Below are 18,566 nucleotides of genomic sequence, written 5' to 3'. Positions count from 1 at the left end.
AGCTGCATGGAATGGTTGTGTTAACAACAACTCCCCGGCAGCTCTTTTTATTTAATGATCTCTTCATATACTAACGGTGAGAAGGTGGTTATGTGAAGAAAACTTTCAAAAATAAGCTGATTTAGGAGCGCTCACAAGGCCACTGTTTTGTAGCTTTAATGCAACCAAAAAGCATCCCATGGCTAAAAGTGCAAAAAAGGCAAAAAGCAAGCCTGAGCCCCAGCCAGAAGCTACCACCAAAACTACTACTATGAACACGCCAATTCTTACAACAGCCTCACTGGTTGCAGAAGGTGTTGATGGATCCCTTACAGTAGATGTTACATTTATGTTTAGCGCAGGTATAGGTCAGGCCACTGCCCTGCTTTTCAGAAAGGGAGTATTGATCAATATGCAAAGCATAAGCAGCAGCGGTAAAATTCATTTTTCAGAAGTGCAAAGCCGGGACTCCATTGCAGTAAATGGCGTTTGTACCGGAACCGCCGATATTACTGTTAATACACCTACCATCCCAGAGAGCCCACTGCATTTTGATGAAGGACTTATCATTTCAGGATTCTTAATAAAATAATCAAAAAGATAATATGACTGGAAAAATTGTGGGTATTGTAGTGGTAGTATTTTTTTGTATTACCACTCGGGTACTTGCGCAGCAAACTCCAACTCCCAATCCTATACTAAGAGCGGATTCATTAGCTACAGGGAATTATAAAGACGTACTCAACAGCTTTTTTCAACTGGCATTCGACCGGTTGTCAAACCCGGATAAATCTATCAGATTTACGGGCACACCTTTCGCCGTAATGGCAAAACTCGATACTACTTTATTGGTTGATACCTCTTATAAGAAGTATACTGCGCTTAGAAACCTGAATTACATGTTCGCATTGAGACTAGATACCTCTTTTAAGTTCAACGGATTTTCATCCGGGATCAAGTATGCTATTATTAATAAGCGGGATGTGACTGTTAGTAAAGCATTTTTGAATACCGTGATCCGTGATACGGTGGTAAAGCAACTGTATTCTCTTAACGCCAATATCATCGCAAAGATCCAGACCATGGCCAATAGCGATAGTTTGCAGCGGGAGTATATCAATTTTACTTTTGGGAAAATAAATTTCGGTGCATTGAGCCTGCCATTGCATGATGCGCTGCTGGCTGCCGCCAATAATGATAGCACCAGATTATTGTTTGATGTGCTGAAGGAAAATAAGAATTTTAATATGAAGAAATTTGCCGACAATCTGTATAAGGATATGGTGGAAAATTTCAATAATAATGCTTTGTGGACGGTGGGTGTTACAGATACCACCTTGAAAAACCAGTTTGTATTTTCCAACGTGGTGTTTCATACTGAATTTTTAAAAGGCATCAATAAGTTTAATAAAACAAAGAATGACCTGGAATTGGATATTAAATCGCAAATACAGCTGGTTGATGATACCTTAAAAGCCGGACAGGACCTGAAACGGGCAATATTTAATTTTGAACCTGGTATAAACTGGGTGCTCAAAACACGGACCACCAAAAAGAGTTATCTCGAATTAAAATTCAGCGGCGGTTACTATAGAAATTTAAGTACTTTATATGCGAGTGATGATCGCGACCGGATATTTGTAAATGGTACTGTCAGGGTCAGGATCTTTAGTGACATCTGGGTGCCATTTGAGGTGAAGTACGATCCCCGTAATGGGAATTTGCTCGGCTTTATAAATGTAAGGGCCAACTTCAGGGCACTGGCAGGTGCTGCCAAACAGCTATTGTAAATTGTACTAATTATATTCGAAAGAGGCTCCCCGATCTGTCAGGGAGTCTCTTTTTATTATACCCCGTGGCACAATTTTATATTAAAGTTAAATATGCGCAACCCTGTCATACCATATTTGTGGCTGTGGCTTTTATTTATATCCCTTAATTCAACAGCTCAAACGCCCGTTGCAGATACGGCTACTTATAAATGCGTTGCTGCGGGACCTGCCTATAAACGGCCTTCATTTTACCAATGGTTATGGGGGCGAAATCATCGTGTTGAATGGATCACTCCCATCCGCGTTCCTGTTTTAAAATTAGATACGGCTTTTGGCGGTTTAATTCCTTATAAAACCGGTGGTGGCAATGAATCGAAATCATTGCGCCTGCGAACAAAAGAGGGAAAGGAATATGTATTGCGTTCTATTAACAAGTCACGCGAAGAGGTAATACCACCACAGGTTGAAGGGACCTTTCTGGATGATATTGTCAGAGATGGTGTCTCTATGTCTCACCCATACGGTGCATTTGCCGTAAGTAATATGATGCAGTATGCGGGTATTTATCACACCCTGCCCGTTCTTGTATTTCTTCCCCAGCAAAAAGCATTGGACACATTTGTAACCAAATATGGAGATGATCTGTATTTGCTGGAACAAAAACCGGAAGGTGATTGGCGGGAGGCGGATAACCTGGGTAACTTTAGGGCTTTTAGTAGTACCGATGAAGTATTAATAAAATTACAACTGAATAGTACTTATACAGTAGATCAGCACGCTTTTGTAAGGGCCCGGCTTTTTGATATGCTGATCGGCGACTGGGATCGCCATGAAGGCAATTGGAGCTGGGGAGAGGCTGCTACAACAACCGGAGTACAATTTAAACCGGTGCCCCGCGACAGGGACCAGGCGTTCTTTTATCACAATGGAGTGTTTATAAACTTTGTGATAAAAGCATCAAGCCTAAGCTTTATGCAGCATTTCGATTACAAGGAAGAGAAGGTTGAAAAATTGAACACGTCAGCCAGGTACCTGGACCGCTTTTTTTCCAATGGGCTCACCCTTACCGATTGGGTATATGAGGCAGAGGTATTGCAAAAGGCGTTAACTGATTCTGTGATTGAACAATCTGTAAAGCAATTGCCGCCTGAAATATTTGCGACAAGGGGACAGGAGCTGATTGATAAATTAAAAACACGTCGCGGCCAGTTACCCACCCTGGCAAAACAGAATTACCTGTTTATTGCAAAAGAAGTAGAAATAACCGGCACCCAACAGCGGGAGTATTTTGAAGTATCGGGTGCTGGTGATAATGAAACGTCGGTAGCCGTGTTCCGAATAAATGAAAAAGGACAAAAAGAAGCAACCCCATATTATAATAGAATATTTAATCCTGCTGAAACAAAGGAGATCCGGTTGTTTGGAATAAAGGGCGAAGATGTGTATATGGTTAAAAACGACCGCAATAATATAAGCATCCGAATTATTGGCGGCGAGGGAAAGGATTCTATTGTTCAATCGAGTCATAAAATTCATGTATACGATGATACCGGCAATGTATTTCAAACAAGTTCAGCGCGGATGCATTTGTCATCAGATACAGCTGTAAATAATTGGAATTACAGATGGTTCAGATATGATAAAGCAGGCATAAGACCAGAGGCTTTTTATAATAATGCCGATCGTTTCTTCGTAGGCTTGAATTACCGGTACAGAAAATATAAATGGCGTCAGGACCCATACGCCTGGGAACACTCGGTAGGGGTACGGTATTCCATTTCCCAGGGGGCACTCAGTGCATACTGGTCGGCTTTTTATCCGCAGGTAATGGGTAAGTGGAACCTGGCTTTACGGGCAGATTATGATGCTATACGCTGGACGAATTTTTATGGCACAGGCAATGAGACCAAACAGACTACCAGTAACATCAACTATTACCGCCTGCGAAGTGAAGAATGGTATGCCGGCGTTGGATTGAACCGGGGTATTGGAAGAAGAAGTACCGTATCTGTAACCGGTTATTTTCTGCAAACTACAGGCAAGAACGATCCTGAGCGCTATCCGGCCAAAGTGTTTTCAAGTAGTCATGAACTGTTTTCGGCAAATCCTTATGCCGGGTTGCAATTATCCTATGCGTATGTTCACCTGAGGGATTCTGTGGCGCCGGAGACGGGATATACATTCCTTGCTAATGCAGTATATGCTAAAAACTTCAAACAACAGGAGTTTTATCAACAATACAACGCGCATGCCCAGTTATATGTTCCTTTACTGAACCATGTGTCTCTGGCAATACGGGCAGGCGCTGAGACCATTGTAAACAATGATGTGCTAAATACCGGTCAGGCCTATGAACATGCGATCATAGGTGGCCCGCGTATAATGCGTGGTTACCGGCGGGAACGGTTCTGGGGTAAAACTTCGTTTTATAACAGCAATGAATTGCGGTACATCACAAACTTCCGTTCCTATTTTATGAATGGCAAGATCGGGTTCTTTGCCTTCTTTGACCAGGGCCGCGTATGGATGCCTGGTGAGCACTCGAATAAAATGCACATCTCCTATGGCCCCGGTATTATACTGGTGCCTTTCTATAAGTATAATTTCTCCGCTACTTACGGTATTACAGAAGAGATCAGGCTCGTTCAGATACGGTGGAACCGGACCCTGTAAATCTCCTTTTTCAAAAATCAATGATTTTTTACAATTCTCCGCCTTTGGGTGTTGGTAGTTTTGTGCGAAACAAATACCAATGAGATCGCTACATCCCAAAGTATACCTGCTAAGCGTGCTGCTGGTCCCCGGGATCATCAACGCACAGGCAATATCTAATATAAAAAATAATAAAAAGGAGATAGTTATGAATACGACGCAACAAAACAAAGAAGTAGTAAGGCAGTTATTTGAGGAAGGTTTAAATAAAAGGAATTATGAGCTGGCAAAAGTCCTGGTATCAGACGAGTTTACGGGGCTGCAAGGTAAAAAGGGCGGCGCAGCTTTTATTGATCCGGTACTACCCCTTATAAAGTCATTCCCCGATATTCAATGGCACATTGTGGAGCTTATTGCCGAAGGTGATAAAGTGGTACTACGATGGAAATGGCAGGGGACACAACGTGCGCCATTTTTAGCACTGCCTGCTTCCGGAAAAGCGATCACCAATGAGGGGCAGGGTGTATTGGAATTAAAGAATGGCAAGGTAATAAATGCTCAGGTACTGACAGACCGCTTAGGCTTTTTACAGTCATTAGAGGTATTACCTACCGATGTAAATGTGTTGTATAATAAAAAAGCGCATAATGGCCAGGTTAACTTTATTGACAAATTTGTTGTGCCGGCAGCTGCGATAAAAGAATTTAAGGAGCGGGTGGCAATAAACAGAAGCTTTATAGAAAAGCTGCCAGGCTTTATTGAAGATGCCGCTTATGAATACACAGATAATGAGGGTAATTTAATGTATGTAACAGTAGCCTTGTGGCAAAGCAGCGAGGCATTGAACAATGCCAAAGAAGCGGTGCAGGCAGAATATAAAAAGCAGGGGTTTGATGCGCCTGCTATGTTCAAAAGATTGAATATTACAATGGACCGCGGTATTTATACGCAGCAGCAGAATTAGTGAGTAGTTTTTAAATCTTTTAAAGGGGAACGAATGTCCTGAGAAAAGAATTTAAAAATAAAGCTGTCCGCCGTTAGGCGGACAGCTTTTACATATGAGGAGTCATCAGGATTGTAATGAGCCTCATGCTTTAATCACGCTTTCCATAATTGCAGAATGGAGGAGCAAAGAGTATTCTTTCTTTAGTTGAATTAGCAATAGTTGTAAGAAAGGCGGTCATAAGGCAACTGTTCACTGCAGCTACCAGCAAATGCTCGGGCGGATCAGAGACCTGGTACGCCGTGGGGAAATTCGGGTGGAGTTGCTACATCAAAGGCTGCATACTATCCAGGCGCGATTATCACCCCCTTTCTATTTTGATTGCAGTTCAGGTTTACTTCATAGTGATATATTGGATCTTCGGTACAAATTAATTTTTGTGATTAGCATTTGTTGCGGGGTTATTGTATTTCCCGCTTCAATTACTAATGCAAACTTAGTAACCAACGCACAGTGGAACCTTGATGTTGGTTAGTACCGGAACTGATAATAATCATGCAGACAAATGCACCTTTGATAATGGATAATATTTCCTAACGGCTACAATGGGATATTCCCATGTTTTTTTTTAGGCAGGGTAGCCACCTTGTTCTCTAACATTGCAAATGCTTTGATGAGTTTTGTACGGGTATATCTCGGTTCAATCACTTCATCCACAAAACCTCTTTCGGCTGCCAGATAAGGTGTGGCGAATTTTTCCGCATACTCCGCTTCCTTCTCGGCCAGTTTTTTGGCAGGGTCGGGGGCTTCTGAGATCTCTTTCTTAAAAATGATCTCACTGGCGCCTTTGGCGCCCATTACAGCGATCTCAGCTGTAGGCCAGGCATAGTTGATATCGGCGCCAATATGTTTTGAATTCATTACATCATACGCCCCACCATACGCTTTGCGGGTGATCACCGTTACCCGTGGCACCGTTGCCTCGCTGAATGCATACAACAGTTTGGCGCCATTGGTAATAATGCCATGCCATTCCTGGTCGGTGCCCGGTAAAAAGCCCGGCACATCAACCAACACCAGTAAGGGAATATTAAAGCAGTCGCAAAAGCGGGTGAACCGCGCTGCTTTTTTAGAACTGTCTATATCAAGTACACCAGCCAGACTGATAGGTTGATTGGCCACAATGCCAATACTTCTGCCAGCCAGTCGCGCAAACCCGATCACGATATTGGTAGCATAGTCAGGGTGTACCTCAAAAAAGGAAGCTTCATCGCAAATACCTGCTATTACCTCCCGCATATCGTATGGTTGATTATTACTTTCGGGAATGATAGTTTCCAATGCTGGCCGGGTTTCATCGCCCAATGTATAAGACACCTTCGGCGTGGTGTCTTCACAGTTTTGCGGAAGGTAGCTCAACAGTTTCTTTACCTCCGCAATACATTCCATATCGTTGGCCGCAGTAAAATGGGTAACACCCGATTTGGTGCTATGGGCTGAAGCGCCGCCTAATTCTTCCGGGCTCACTTCTTCATTGGTCACTGTTTTTACTACGTTGGGACCCGTTACAAACATATAACTGGTATTCTCTACCATCAGGGTAAAATCGGTCATGGCAGGTGAATATACCGCCCCGCCGGCACAAGGGCCCATAATGGCTGATATTTGTGGTATTACCCCTGAGGCTAATACATTTCGGTAAAAGATATCGGCATAACCACCTAGTGACCGAACGCCCTCCTGTATACGAGCACCGCCAGAGTCATTCAGCCCAATCATGGGCGCACCGGTCTTCATGGCCAGGTCCATCACCTTGCAAATTTTCTCGGCATGGGTTTCAGATAACGCGCCGCCAAAGACAGTAAAGTCCTGCGCAAACACATAGGCCAACCGGCCATTAATAGTCCCATAACCGGTGATCACTCCATCGCCATAATACTGCTGGCTATCCATACCAAAGTCTTTGGTGCGGTGTAATACCAGGGCGCCTATTTCTTCAAATGAGCCAGGGTCCATTAACAACAGGATCCGTTCACGCGCTGTGAGTTTTCCTTTTTTATGTTGTGCCTCATTTCTATTTGTACCACCACCGAGCTTTCCTTTCTCTATCTTTTGTTTTAATACGTCTGATTTATTTTTTTTCATCATTAGGTCTTTTTAAATGCCGTGAGCGGAGTCGAAGGGCCTATTCATTAAGCGTTCCGCCTTTGGCGGATTTAAATTTTATCAGGTCCGTTTGGTCCAATTGGTAGGAGTTGATTCAACGGCCTTCACCTCTTTTTGTTTTTGAAGCCAGTAATGCAGGGCTATCAGCGCGGCCAGTTCTGCTTTGTCTTTTTGTTGGGCCAGCAGTTTTTCGGGGGTGTAATATTTTTGAACGAATTGCGTGTCGAACCGGCCACTTAAAAAGGCCTCATGTTCCAAAACAAAATATCCAAAGGGCAAGGTAGTTTGTACCCCCTCGATCGTATAATTAGAAATGGCCGCTTTCATTTTTTGAATGGCTTCGGTACGATTGCGCCCATGCGTGATCAATTTGGCTATCATGGGATCATAATAAACGGGTATGGCCATTCCTTCGGTATACCCGTCATCAACGCGAATGCCTTCGCCTTGTGGCGGTTTGTATTTGGTAAGCGTACCGGTAGAAGGTAGAAATTCATGTAAAGGGTCTTCTGCATATACCCGTAACTCCAGGGCATGTCCGTTAATGGTAATGTCTTCTTGTTTGAACCGGAGTTTTTCTCCCCGGGCAATATTTATTTGTTCTTCAACCAGATCAATACCGGTGATCATTTCGGTGACCGGGTGCTCCACCTGCAACCGGGTATTCATTTCCAGAAAATAAAAATTCAGCTGTTCATCCAGTAAGAACTCAACGGTACCCGTGCTGCGATAATTGCACGATTTGGCAACCATCACTGCTGCCGCGCCCATCTTTTGTCGTATTTCCGGAATTAATATGGAGGAGGGCGATTCCTCCACCACTTTCTGGTGCCGCCGTTGAATGCTGCATTCACGTTCAAACAAATGGACCGTATTACCATAATTATCGGCCAGTACCTGTATTTCGATATGTCGGGGCGAGGCGACGTATTTTTCAATAAAGACCGATCCATCACCAAAGGAAGACAAGGCTTCGCTGGTGGCCCTTTCCATTTGTTCTGCCAGTTCGCTTTCCCTGGCGGCTATGCGCATACCCTTACCACCCCCACCAGCGGATGCTTTAATAAGAATGGGATAACCGATCTCTGCAGCGATCTTTTTGGCAACCGCGATATCATCTATGGCTTTGTCAATACCCGGCACCATGGGAATATTATATTGCTTTACACATTCTTTGGCCGCCAGTTTGGAGCCCATAATGCGCATGGCTTCATGACCAGGACCTATGAATGTGATGCCTGCTTCTTCTACTTTTTTGGCAAAGGCGGCATTTTCGCTCAAAAAACCATAGCCGGGGTGAATGCCATCTACGCCCAATTGTTTGGCAAAAGCAATGATCGTATCGCCATTCAGGTAAGACTGGCTCGAAGGTGCCGGGCCCAGACATACGGCTTCATCGGCATATAATACATGCGGCGCATTTCTGTCGGCGTCTGAATAAACGGCTACCGATTTAATACCCATTCTGTTCAGCGTACGCATAATGCGTAAGGCAATTTCTCCGCGATTGGCCACTAATATTTTTTGCATTGTTCCTTGTTCTGTTAATGAATGTTATTCCAGTTCAATGAGTACCTGTCCTTTTTCAACTGCCTGTCCGGCCGTTACTATCACTTTTTTGATGATGGCATCGGCATGGATCAAAATGCTGTTTTCCATTTTCATGGCTTCCAGTATCAGTAATCGATCACCCTCTTTCACTGATTGCCCATCGGCTACATCAATATTTAGTACCAGTCCGGGCATGGGCGCTTTTATCTGTTTTATTTGCTTGCTGATTGAGGTGCCAAATCCCATTTGTTCCAGTTTCTGATCGAGCTGGTTCCTGATCTGTACCTCAAAGGTCTCACCGCCTGTTTCAATGGTAAAGGTTTTATTAAGCAGATCGTGAGCCAGCAGCCGGGCATTTACTGACTGGTGGTTTTTGATCCCATTAAATTCAGTGGGCGAAGTGGCTACCAGGTCAAGGGTTTCCAGATCGGCAGGCGTAAAGTAGAAGGTAAATCCATTGACCAGTATTTTATATGAATCGTTAGGAGACATTGGCAGGATTTTATTGTAATTTAAGTAATTGAATAATTCCATAAAAACAAAAGCCGCAATGTGTTACAGGATCAATCCCGGCAGATTGCGTATTTTTAACAGGTGAATATAAACGTATCGATAGCGCTGGCCACACCAGAGGATGCAGCGGGCATTGCAGATGTAATTAGCGAGGCTGCTTACGACCTCACGGCGAAACATGGCCATGGGCACTGGAGTGCAGTAGCAAGCGCAAAAGGCGTGTTGAATGGGATGCATAAAGCGAGGGTATTGGTGGCAAAAAACGGCCATCTGGTGATAGGCACCTTGCGGTTAACCGCATCGCGGCCATGGGTGATTGACCCTGCTTATTTTACGCCGGTCCGTCATCCCGTTTATCTGGTTGATATGGCCGTACGGCCGGGTTATCAGCGAATTGGTGTAGGCCGGGCATTGATCGAAGAAGCAAAAAAAATGGCCGCTGCATTGTCGGGTGATTCTTTACGGCTTGATGCCTATGAAGGCGTGGCCGGTGCATGCGGGTTTTATGAAAAATGCGGCTTTACCGAAATGGGCCATATTGTATATAAAACAGTGCCTCATGTATACTTTGAGTGGCTTATTGAGAGGTAAAGAGACGTTATTTTTGATATGATGTTTTCAGATAATGAGACGCAAGTGGTAGACGTACGAGGTAAGAGTAATACGTAAGAGTAATAGGTAGGAAACAAGAGATAAGCAGAAAGAGAAAGAAGTATGAGGCATGATGTTCGCGTACCTCCTACTTCCTACTTCCTACCTCGTTTTACACCGCAGGTGGAAGTAACGCATATAATACGTTATTAAATTCTTCAGAAGAAGCATCCTTGCAAATATATCCATCGGCCCCTAACTCCTTCGCCTTTTTCTTAAATCCGGTTCCATCATTCATTGAAAAGAAAATGATCTTTATGGCGGGCCATTTTTTCTTTAATTGAGCGGCTGTTTCAAAGCCATTCATTATCGGCATATTGATATCAAGCAGGCAAAGATCAGGTGAGGATGATTTATCTTCTTCCAATTTATCGAGGAATTGTTGCCCATTTTCTGCTTCCATCACCACATTGTATCCCATACCAGTTAACCGGTAGTTCACTGCTTTGCGTAACAGGGCATGATCGTCTACTAAGGCTATTGTTGATTGATGATTTTTCATAGTTTTAACGTAATTAAGGTCAAGATCAAATTTATCAACCCTACTTATGAAAATCCTGGGCCAGACTGTAACACGTTGATTTTGTGGAAAATGAGTACGAAAATGGGGAATCTAATGGTAACTACTTATTTCCTGATAATGGATATCTTCTTATCTCGGCAAGCAATTTTTTAACTTGCATTCTAATAACGATAAGCTCATTACGCGGCGCATTCTCTTTTAATGCTTTGACAAACTTCCCAACTTCTGCCATATATAGTTTGTGCAGGTTCATTAAGTAGTCTGAAGTGGTGATTTCTTGCATACACACAAATTCTAGGATACACAATAGGTTTTGGTTATAGTACAAAGTTTGTACCTGCTAAAACCGTTTGATGAAAGCTGGTACAACCCGTTATAATTGTAGAATGAAATATAAACTGTGGAACCGGCTCCCCATCAGCATTCCACGCCTTTTGTAAAGTAGTCTTGTCCGTTTGAAGGCCTTTGACCATAACGGGCAAGCGTTTATATTCAAAATATATCACTCGTTAACGGTAGCAAATGGGTAAGGTCATGATAAAGCGAGGGGTAGTTGTGACATTGTATTATTTTTGAGAAGGAGGTAACCACTATGTCAAATACCAGTTATTTAATACAACCCATCGGCTTTGTCCGGTCACCAATTACCAACCGTTCCAAAGCCCCCAGACAAGGTTATGAAGGCGCGCCAGACGTATGGATTGAAATTGATCAGGCAGTACAAACGGCCCTGGAAGGTTTGGCGACTGGGGATGAGGTGATCCTTATTACTTGGTTTCACGAGTCAAAACGCAATGTATTACAGGTGCACCCTCGGGGTGAGATCACAAATCCTATAACCGGTGTTTTTGCCACCCGCTCGCCCGACAGGCCAAATCCATTGGGGTTGCACCGGGTAACTATCCGGCAATTACAGTCAAATAAATTACTGGTTGGCCCTTTGGAGGCCATCGATGGCACCCCAGTGGTTGATATAAAACCGGTGCTTGATCAATCGACCGATGCATAATGCGCTGCGGGGAACTGCATTTCAGTACGCTTATCCGGCATTTCGATCAACACGGCAGGCATTAACCTGCATTTTTTTGTAGCATTGGATGTTAAATCCAATCACATGAGTTTTTCGAGAACAAAAATTACCTGGTTACTGCTCTTCACTGGCTTTTACTTTCACGCAAAGGCACAAAGTGAAATAGCCATTGCTGAACAGGCATTTGCGCAAATGGCTAAGGACAGTGGAACTAAAAAAGCTTTCATTCAATTTTTAGACAGCAGCAGCCTGATCTTTTATAAAGGGCAAAGTCATAATGCCCTGTCTTTTTGGAAGAACCTTTCAGATAACGGCGGCTTATTGCTTTGGAAACCGGTTTATACGGGTATGGCCGCTTCAGGCGAAATGGGCTTCTCCACCGGCCCGTTTGAACAGCATGATGTTCCGGCAGGCCCGGTAAACCAAAGTGGTAACTACAGCAGCATTTGGGTAAAAAACAAACAAGGGCAATGGAAGGTATTAATAGACCTGGGCATGCCCTATAAACCATCCCTGTTTCAAAAGAATTGGGAGCAGACCGAACAAACGGGGTTATTGCCGGCCACCACGGCAACAGGCTGGCAACAGGTTGAACAGGAACTGATAACCCACTTTCAGCACAATGGCAGGCAGGCCTTTTTACCTTACCTTACCAACGGGTCGTGGTTTAACATACAGGACCAATCTCCGTTACATACGGCAAAAGACATTAAGGCCGGTTTGCAACAAATTCCGGCCGATCTTCAATTTCAATACATGGGGGGCGCCTTATCAGCTGCCGGTGATCTGTTTTACGCATATGGGATAGTAGACCGCCATGGCAATAAAGAAAATTACCTGCGCGTTTGGGGCCATAAGAAGGATGGATGGAAATTGCTGTTACAGGTGTTGCGATGGGTGCGTTAAATTTGTAAACCAATATGGGAAGCAGTATGACTGAAAAAAAGATAAGGCTGTATACGCCCATTGTTATCTATGTATTTGTGGTAATATTCTTTATGGGCATGTACATGCGCGATTTGCGTTCTGCCCTGATGGTACTATTGGTGTGTGCCTTCTATTCTTTGATCACTGCAGAAAGTGCCCGGCTAATTTTTGTGGGTAGCCGTAAAAAACATGCAGGACTTACCAATACCAGGCGCCGGCTGCTATATGCTTTGAGAATAGGTATTCCCTTTCTGATAATAGTGCCTGCGCTGCAGGAAGCATTTACCTTTGCCGTAGGCTATTTCCCAATGAAGAATATAAAATGGAACCTGCTTTTCTGGGACTATTTGTTTATGGTAGGTTTGAACGTATGGGGAACATTGATCGTAATGGGTTTGTACGAAGGCATCTATTATATTCAGAACTGGAAATTATTATATGCCGAATCAGAACGCCTGAAACGCATAAACCTGAATAGCCAGTACCAGTTTTTAAAAGACCAGGTAAAGCCTCATTTTCTTTTCAATAGTTTGAATACCCTGGCCTCGTTGATAGGAACGGATGCCGAACGGGCTGAAAAGTTTGTTATGGAAATGTCAGCTGTTTACCGGTACCTCCTCAGTAAAAAAGAGACCGAACTGGCCAGCTTGCGGGATGAGCTTCGGTTTTTGCATTCCTATGTGCTGATGTTAAAGACCCGTTTTGCCGAATCCCTGCAAATGCAGGTCAATATTGATGAAAAGGAATACGATTATCTGTTGCCGCCCTTTGTATTGCAATTGCTGGTGGAAAATGCGGTAAAGCACAATGTGGTGTCGCGCGAAAAACCGCTGTATGTTACCATTACAAACGATAGGAACCACAATTTGATCATCACCAACAACATTCAACGCAAGCGTACACCCGAGCCATCTGAAAAGACCGGGTTGACCAACCTGATAACCCGGTACCAGTTATTGAAGAAGGAAGAGCAGCTTTGCATTACCGATGATGGCCAGGTTTTCAGGATTGTGCTGCCATTGATTGAAAAGAGTGTGTACGAAGCAGTGGCTTTACCCAGCTAACATGCTTATCTTTGGTTATAAAGTGCAAGCTATATGACTGTTGTTATTATCGAAGATGAGGCCTTGGCCGCCGAACGCCTTACCCGCTTTGTAAAGGAATATGATGCCAGCATAGAAATAAAAGCCTACCTGGATACGGTAAAGGGTGCCGTTAAGTATTTCGAAGAAAATGGTTCACCCGATCTGGTGCTGCTCGATATTGAACTGGGCGATGGGAAGAGCTTTGAGATCTTCAAAGAGGTAGAGGTGACCAGTCATATCATTTTCGTAACGGCCTTTAACGAATATGCTATCCAGGCGTTCAAATACAACAGCATTGATTATTTGTTAAAACCGCTGGTAAAAGAAGAACTGTACTTTGCACTGGATAAATACAAAGCCCAGCAAAATACCATAAAACCTGTTGATCTTACTGCGCTTATTGAACAGCTACAGCCAAAGGTAGAAAAGGAATACAAGACGCGTTTCCTGGTTAAAAAGGGAAGCCGTTATTTCTCCATAGAAGCCAGCAATGTAGCGCATGCATACACCCGGGAACGGGTGCACTACATCAAAACTTTTGATGGCGCTGATTATATTATAGAGAACAACCTCGATGAACTGGAACAGCAATTATCGCCCGATACATTTTTCCGCGTAAACCGGCAGTTCATTGTAAACTATACCTCCGTTAAAGAAGTGATCACCTGGTTCGATGGGAAATTAAAACTCATCATTCAGCCCGAGTCTTACGAAGAGATCATCATCAGCCGCCTGAAGGCGGGTGATTTTAAGGGGTGGTTGAATAAGTAGTTGATAGAGGTGACAGGGTTCACAACTCACTTCACCGGCCATACAAACGCCCTTGTTCCCTGCTCCTGATACCATTTCACATTTACCGGCAACGCCGCTCCTTCATTATTAAAAATAGTGTTCAGGGTATAATTGGCGGCTTCTTTGTCTGTAAGTTGGTGGCTCCATTTGGCCCGGTTGGTGATGTCAGCGCCTGGACCGCTGCTCTTATATTCCGCATAAAAGGTAGTTTGTTCATTGGCAGTGTTACCCCAGTTATTCCAACCTTCCGGTACAATGTGTTTACCCATGGTACAGCGCAGGTAAACGGTTTTGGCATTCGCCCGCCAGGGCCGGCCCAGGAATACTTTGGTGGCGCTGCTGTCTGCGGTCAGTTTACAATCTAAGAACACATACCCGAATTTCTTACCCTGGGTTGTACTGGCGGCGGTAACAAAGGAGTTGGTTTTGCTGTGTATTTCACAATTCTGAAAAACAGCGGTGGCTGGCCCGAATATAAAATCAGTGGTTCCTTCGATGTAACAGTTTACAAAAAGTTGACGGGCTGTTTCTCCGCCGGTAAAAATGGTATCCTGATTGCCCAGGAAGCGACAGTTTACAAATAGGGCATTGTCGGCTTCCACATGCAGGGCCACTGCCTGGCCAACCGGACCTGCTGAGTTGGAAAAGGTAATGTTCTCTGCCCGGAAGCGATTACCGCAGATCTTGGCAGTATAGGAAGTGAAGGTGGTGAGTTTGCCGCGGCCTGAATAATCATTGAAGACGATGATGGTTTTATCAACACTTTCCCCAATAAATGTTACATCGGTGTTGGAGGCAGGCAGTTCAATTTTTTCATTGTATACGCCATTCTTTATATAAAGGGTAATGGGCGCCAGGGGATATACCCGCATGGCGTCGATGGCGTCCTGAATATATTTGTAATCGCCCGTACCATCTTTGGCAACGGTGAAAACATATTTATACTGTTGTGGATTGGCGGTCTGTGCCTGTAAGGTGGTAAAGCCCATGATGGTTAGGCAAAGCAGAAAGGCAAGCTGTTTCATCTTATTTAAATACGCGTTTTAAAAAATCATCAATATAGTTTACGGTTGGCTGAAACCAGGGATCAAACAAACAGAACGAATGCGGGGCATTTTCAAAGGTCTTTACTTCGGAATAGATCTTGTATTGGTCCAGCACTTTGATAAAATCGTCACGACCGGCATGCATTCTGGCTACGCCGCTGTTGATGAAGAGAGTTGGCGGTGTATGCGGGCCCACATGGGTAAGTGGCGAGGCTTCGTTCCATAATGCCAGACTGTCTTTTCTGGAATAGCCCAGCCAATAGGTAGCGGCTGAGGTCTTTTTACTATCGTCGCCTTCCCCGGTTTCGGGATGGGTGAAGGACAGGGTGCCGTCAATATCAATCAGGGCATGTATGGGTTCTACCTTTAGTATCTTCAACTTGTTTTGAGGTCGCACAAATCTGAGATTATCTACCGTGGTACCAAGAATGGCTGCCAGTTCACCGCCGGCCGAAAAACCCAATACAGTTATTTTGGAAGTGTCTACATGGTATTTATCGGCATGGCGCACCACCCAGCGTACAGCTTCTTTCAGGTCGTATATAGCTACGGGATATTGAGCATAGGTTGACAAAGCATAACTGGGGGTAAAACAAGCGTAGCCCCGGGCTGCCAGGTGTTGGGCAAGCGGATAGTGTTGGGTGCGGTTGCCCGAACGCCAGCCGCCGCCATGAATGATCACGATGGCAGGATGTCTTTCGTTTGACTTGCCGGCCGGGTAAAAAGCATCGATCCAGCGGACGTATTTGCCACCTGCGTGTATATACTGGATATTTCTTTTTTCGGCAATCGATTTTGATTTCAGCTCTGGCACGATCTGTATCTCCGGATGGGTTTTGCGCGTATTTACAAAAGCGCTCCAGGTGGTATACGAAGTATCGGGGGTGCTCGAAAACCCATCTACATGCTGCGCCTGCGAATAGGCCGCCAATGAGAAAATAGATAGTAGACAGGTACAAATGAAATATCCTATAGTAGCAAAGCAATTCCTGACCATTGAACAAAGTTTAGCTGATAGTAGTTGTACAAATTTATCGATTTGGGGTTTTGGCGGAGTTTGAAATATGGTCGTACTGGTTAAAAATTTCGTATTCCTTATTTTTAGGTTTTTATTACCCTGCCTCAAGACAACATATTAAGTAAAGTTTGGTATTGAAAACACCTGTATCATGTATTACGCATTATTGACCCTGCATTCCCTGGTTCGCTGGCTGGTTTTAATAAGTTTACTGATAGCTATTGTTCGGGCATACAGCGGCTGGTTTAAGAAAAAGCCATTTTTAAAAAGTGATAATACCAGCAGGATGGTAGCGGTTACCACCGCGCATCTGCAACTGGTACTTGGTCTTTGGCTGTATGTCATCAGCCCAACGGTACGGTATTTTATGAATAATTTTAAAATGGCAGTGCACCAGCGTGAGATCCGGTTCTTTGGAATGGAACATATTACCATGATGGTACTGGCTATTGTATTGCTGACCATTGGTTCTGCAAAAACCAAAAAGCAAACCACCGATCAGCAGCGGTTCAAAACAATGGCCATTTGGTTTACTATTGCATTGGCGGTAATTTTCTTTTCAATACCCTGGCATTTTTCACCATTTACCAGCAGGCCGTATTTTAGGTGGTTCTAGGAAGCGGCAGACGGCAAACGGCAAACGGAAGACAATGTAATACAGTAACATGCTTCACGCTACGCGTGTCGCCATCGAACGCAGTGAGATGCCCCGGTTTTATTTCACGTTTCACGAATTCGCGAGGCCAAAATTGCCGATTGCCGATTCAGGATTGCCGATTCACGGCTCACGCAACATAAAATAACGTATGCAACAAACAGACTATATCCAGTTTTACGAGCATAACAAAATGGGCATCAAAACGGTTGATGGGGAAATTATTATTCCTGCCATTTACGATTTTGTGGCCCACCCCTCAGATGGCCTGTTTACGGTAACGGAAGGAAATTATACCGCTTACTTTGATACAACCGGCAACCAGGTGCTGCCATTTAGCAATAAGTATGAGTCGTACGGCAATTTTACGGAAGGCCTGGCTCGGGTAATGACCAACGACAAGTGGGGGTTCATCAATTTGTTCGGGGAGGAAGTGATTGTGCCGAAATTCCACTATACCGATGAGTTCTCAAATGGCCGTGCCATTGTCAGGAACGAAAAAGACCTGCATGGCGCCATTGATGAACAGGGTAAGCTGGTGATCGATTACCAGTTCCCGGCGCTCACCAACTTTGAAAAAGGCTATGCCGCATTTGGTGACCTGAGCACCTGGGGGTTGATTGATAAAGCAGGTAACATTGTTGTTCCTCAAATATATATATCCATTGGGCGGGTATACCGGAATGCCGTAACGGTGCAGGTACTGGAGGGGGAAGAATACCGCGAAGGGGAGCTGACCATTGGCGGTGCGGTGAAATGGAATAATAACCTGGACCACCTGAATGAGACCAACCGGCAGAAGAAAAAATTTGTGGCAGCTTGCGAACAATTGATTGCCGATCTGTATGCAACTGGCTGCCCCTGCGAACATGAACGGTTCCGGAATTTTATTCAGTGGAACAACCCCGTTGGCTTTGTAGACCAGGAATTGCTTTTTTCGGTGTTTATAAAGCAGCTACACGATCAGGGCAATGATCTGTACCAATGTGCACATTGCGACACTGGCTATCAGCAAAAATGGGAGCAATACAGCGCCTTTTTGTGGGTGTTGAATGTGACCATTGCAAAAGCCGGTAATTTCATAAGTAAAGGCGCCCCGGTAACGCCAACCATACCCATTGCGCTTGGTTTTTACGGTTACGGAATAGAAAAGTACAACGATAAATATGTACAAAATGATATTCAAACGGTGATCGATTATTTGAAAGGATAACCCCCGGCACACCTTGTAATTTCCTGGCTGATTTTTTATCTTCGGCCTTG

At 44.2% G+C, this 18,566-nt stretch carries 18 protein-coding genes; 11 read left to right on the top strand and 7 right to left on the bottom strand.

Features of this window, described 5'->3' with window-relative positions; all coding sequences use genetic code 11:
* Nucleotides 1-178: 178 nt before the first annotated feature.
* The 4 genes from J7I42_RS03765 (at nt 179) to J7I42_RS03750 (ending at nt 5,367) form a co-directional block, all read left to right on the top strand.
* The gene (locus J7I42_RS03765; RefSeq protein ID WP_209137434.1) at nt 179-571 is read left to right on the top strand and encodes a hypothetical protein; all 393 of its coding nucleotides are present in this window, start codon (nt 179-181) and stop codon (nt 569-571) included.
* A 13-nt stretch (nt 572-584) separates the two neighbouring features.
* Nucleotides 585-1,769, top strand: coding sequence for a hypothetical protein (locus tag J7I42_RS03760; protein WP_209137433.1), 1,185 nt, complete (start codon nt 585-587; stop codon nt 1,767-1,769).
* Between the two features lie 93 nt (nt 1,770-1,862).
* Nucleotides 1,863-4,424 carry a BamA/TamA family outer membrane protein gene (locus J7I42_RS03755; RefSeq protein ID WP_209137432.1) on the top strand — a complete coding sequence of 854 codons (2,562 nt, stop codon included), beginning with the start codon at nt 1,863-1,865 and terminating at the stop codon, nt 4,422-4,424.
* A gap of 79 nt (nt 4,425-4,503) precedes the next feature.
* On the top strand, nt 4,504-5,367 hold the full coding sequence (locus J7I42_RS03750; protein ID WP_209137431.1) for an ester cyclase: 864 nt from the start codon (nt 4,504-4,506) through the stop codon (nt 5,365-5,367).
* 579 nt (nt 5,368-5,946) lie between these two features.
* Here J7I42_RS03750 and J7I42_RS03745 read toward each other — a convergent pair.
* From J7I42_RS03745 to J7I42_RS03735, 3 genes are all read right to left on the bottom strand, one after another.
* On the bottom strand, nt 5,947-7,494 hold the full coding sequence (locus tag J7I42_RS03745; protein WP_209137430.1) for an acyl-CoA carboxylase subunit beta: 1,548 nt from the start codon (nt 7,492-7,494) through the stop codon (nt 5,947-5,949).
* A gap of 78 nt (nt 7,495-7,572) precedes the next feature.
* Complete coding sequence (gene accC, locus J7I42_RS03740; protein ID WP_209137429.1) at nt 7,573-9,042, bottom strand: acetyl-CoA carboxylase biotin carboxylase subunit; 1,470 nt, start codon at nt 9,040-9,042, stop codon at nt 7,573-7,575.
* Between the two features lie 24 nt (nt 9,043-9,066).
* The gene (locus J7I42_RS03735) at nt 9,067-9,555 is read right to left on the bottom strand and encodes an acetyl-CoA carboxylase biotin carboxyl carrier protein subunit (RefSeq protein ID WP_209137428.1); all 489 of its coding nucleotides are present in this window, start codon (nt 9,553-9,555) and stop codon (nt 9,067-9,069) included.
* Between the two features lie 102 nt (nt 9,556-9,657).
* Here J7I42_RS03735 and J7I42_RS03730 point away from each other — a divergent pair, with 102 nt between their 5' ends.
* Nucleotides 9,658-10,167 carry a GNAT family N-acetyltransferase gene (locus J7I42_RS03730; RefSeq protein WP_209137427.1) on the top strand — a complete coding sequence of 170 codons (510 nt, stop codon included), beginning with the start codon at nt 9,658-9,660 and terminating at the stop codon, nt 10,165-10,167.
* Nucleotides 10,168-10,339: 172 nt separating this feature from the next.
* Here the strand turns inward: J7I42_RS03730 and J7I42_RS03725 are convergent, their stop codons facing one another.
* Nucleotides 10,340-10,729, bottom strand: coding sequence for a response regulator (locus J7I42_RS03725; RefSeq protein WP_209137426.1), 390 nt, complete (start codon nt 10,727-10,729; stop codon nt 10,340-10,342).
* Nucleotides 10,730-10,850: 121 nt separating this feature from the next.
* Entirely contained in the window at nt 10,851-11,033 is a 183-nt protein-coding gene (locus J7I42_RS03720) for a hypothetical protein (protein ID WP_209137425.1), read from the bottom strand.
* Between the two features lie 309 nt (nt 11,034-11,342).
* On the opposite strand from J7I42_RS03720, the gene tsaA reads away from it, so the two are divergent.
* The 4 genes from tsaA (at nt 11,343) to J7I42_RS03700 (ending at nt 14,563) form a co-directional block, all read left to right on the top strand.
* Nucleotides 11,343-11,759 carry a tRNA (N6-threonylcarbamoyladenosine(37)-N6)-methyltransferase TrmO gene (tsaA, locus tag J7I42_RS03715; RefSeq protein ID WP_209137424.1) on the top strand — a complete coding sequence of 139 codons (417 nt, stop codon included), beginning with the start codon at nt 11,343-11,345 and terminating at the stop codon, nt 11,757-11,759.
* Between the two features lie 105 nt (nt 11,760-11,864).
* Entirely contained in the window at nt 11,865-12,686 is an 822-nt protein-coding gene (locus J7I42_RS03710) for a hypothetical protein (protein ID WP_209137423.1), read from the top strand.
* Nucleotides 12,687-12,700: 14 nt separating this feature from the next.
* Nucleotides 12,701-13,771, top strand: coding sequence for a sensor histidine kinase (locus tag J7I42_RS03705; protein WP_209137422.1), 1,071 nt, complete (start codon nt 12,701-12,703; stop codon nt 13,769-13,771).
* A 33-nt stretch (nt 13,772-13,804) separates the two neighbouring features.
* Entirely contained in the window at nt 13,805-14,563 is a 759-nt protein-coding gene (locus tag J7I42_RS03700) for a LytR/AlgR family response regulator transcription factor (protein WP_209137421.1), read from the top strand.
* Between the two features lie 26 nt (nt 14,564-14,589).
* Here the strand turns inward: J7I42_RS03700 and J7I42_RS03695 are convergent, their stop codons facing one another.
* Together J7I42_RS03695 and J7I42_RS03690 are read right to left on the bottom strand one after the other, a co-directional pair.
* A complete protein-coding gene (locus tag J7I42_RS03695; RefSeq protein ID WP_236065389.1) occupies nt 14,590-15,609 on the bottom strand; it encodes a pectinesterase family protein in 1,020 nt (339 codons plus the stop codon).
* Between the two features lies 1 nt (nt 15,610).
* Nucleotides 15,611-16,627 carry an alpha/beta hydrolase gene (locus J7I42_RS03690; protein ID WP_209137420.1) on the bottom strand — a complete coding sequence of 339 codons (1,017 nt, stop codon included), beginning with the start codon at nt 16,625-16,627 and terminating at the stop codon, nt 15,611-15,613.
* A gap of 172 nt (nt 16,628-16,799) precedes the next feature.
* Between J7I42_RS03690 and J7I42_RS03685 the strand changes: the two genes are divergently transcribed.
* The gene (locus J7I42_RS03685) at nt 16,800-17,264 is read left to right on the top strand and encodes a hypothetical protein (protein ID WP_209137419.1); all 465 of its coding nucleotides are present in this window, start codon (nt 16,800-16,802) and stop codon (nt 17,262-17,264) included.
* Between the two features lie 190 nt (nt 17,265-17,454).
* A complete protein-coding gene (locus J7I42_RS03680) occupies nt 17,455-18,516 on the top strand; it encodes a WG repeat-containing protein (protein WP_209137418.1) in 1,062 nt (353 codons plus the stop codon).
* Nucleotides 18,517-18,566 lie beyond the last annotated feature (50 nt).

The sequence above is a fragment of the Niastella soli genome, assembly GCF_017742245.1.
Classification (GTDB): Bacteria; Bacteroidota; Bacteroidia; order Chitinophagales; family Chitinophagaceae; genus Niastella; species Niastella soli.
Note: the sequence above shows the minus strand (reverse complement) of the source record. Positions and strands in the feature narration are given on the sequence as shown.

Coding starts and splice junctions, on each gene's coding strand:
- J7I42_RS03765 (WP_209137434.1), top strand. CDS start 179: ATGGCTAAAAGTGCAAAAAAGGCAAAAAGCAAGCCTGAGCCCCAGCCA.
- J7I42_RS03760 (WP_209137433.1), top strand. CDS start 585: ATGACTGGAAAAATTGTGGGTATTGTAGTGGTAGTATTTTTTTGTATT.
- J7I42_RS03755 (WP_209137432.1), top strand. CDS start 1,863: ATGCGCAACCCTGTCATACCATATTTGTGGCTGTGGCTTTTATTTATA.
- J7I42_RS03750 (WP_209137431.1), top strand. CDS start 4,504: ATGAGATCGCTACATCCCAAAGTATACCTGCTAAGCGTGCTGCTGGTC.
- J7I42_RS03745 (WP_209137430.1), bottom strand. CDS start 7,494: ATGATGAAAAAAAATAAATCAGACGTATTAAAACAAAAGATAGAGAAA.
- accC (WP_209137429.1), bottom strand. CDS start 9,042: ATGCAAAAAATATTAGTGGCCAATCGCGGAGAAATTGCCTTACGCATT.
- J7I42_RS03735 (WP_209137428.1), bottom strand. CDS start 9,555: ATGTCTCCTAACGATTCATATAAAATACTGGTCAATGGATTTACCTTC.
- J7I42_RS03725 (WP_209137426.1), bottom strand. CDS start 10,729: ATGAAAAATCATCAATCAACAATAGCCTTAGTAGACGATCATGCCCTG.
- J7I42_RS03720 (WP_209137425.1), bottom strand. CDS start 11,033: ATGCAAGAAATCACCACTTCAGACTACTTAATGAACCTGCACAAACTA.
- tsaA (WP_209137424.1), top strand. CDS start 11,343: ATGTCAAATACCAGTTATTTAATACAACCCATCGGCTTTGTCCGGTCA.
- J7I42_RS03710 (WP_209137423.1), top strand. CDS start 11,865: ATGAGTTTTTCGAGAACAAAAATTACCTGGTTACTGCTCTTCACTGGC.
- J7I42_RS03705 (WP_209137422.1), top strand. CDS start 12,701: ATGGGAAGCAGTATGACTGAAAAAAAGATAAGGCTGTATACGCCCATT.
- J7I42_RS03700 (WP_209137421.1), top strand. CDS start 13,805: ATGACTGTTGTTATTATCGAAGATGAGGCCTTGGCCGCCGAACGCCTT.
- J7I42_RS03695 (WP_236065389.1), bottom strand. CDS start 15,609: ATGAAACAGCTTGCCTTTCTGCTTTGCCTAACCATCATGGGCTTTACC.
- J7I42_RS03690 (WP_209137420.1), bottom strand. CDS start 16,627: ATGGTCAGGAATTGCTTTGCTACTATAGGATATTTCATTTGTACCTGT.
- J7I42_RS03685 (WP_209137419.1), top strand. CDS start 16,800: ATGTATTACGCATTATTGACCCTGCATTCCCTGGTTCGCTGGCTGGTT.
- J7I42_RS03680 (WP_209137418.1), top strand. CDS start 17,455: ATGCAACAAACAGACTATATCCAGTTTTACGAGCATAACAAAATGGGC.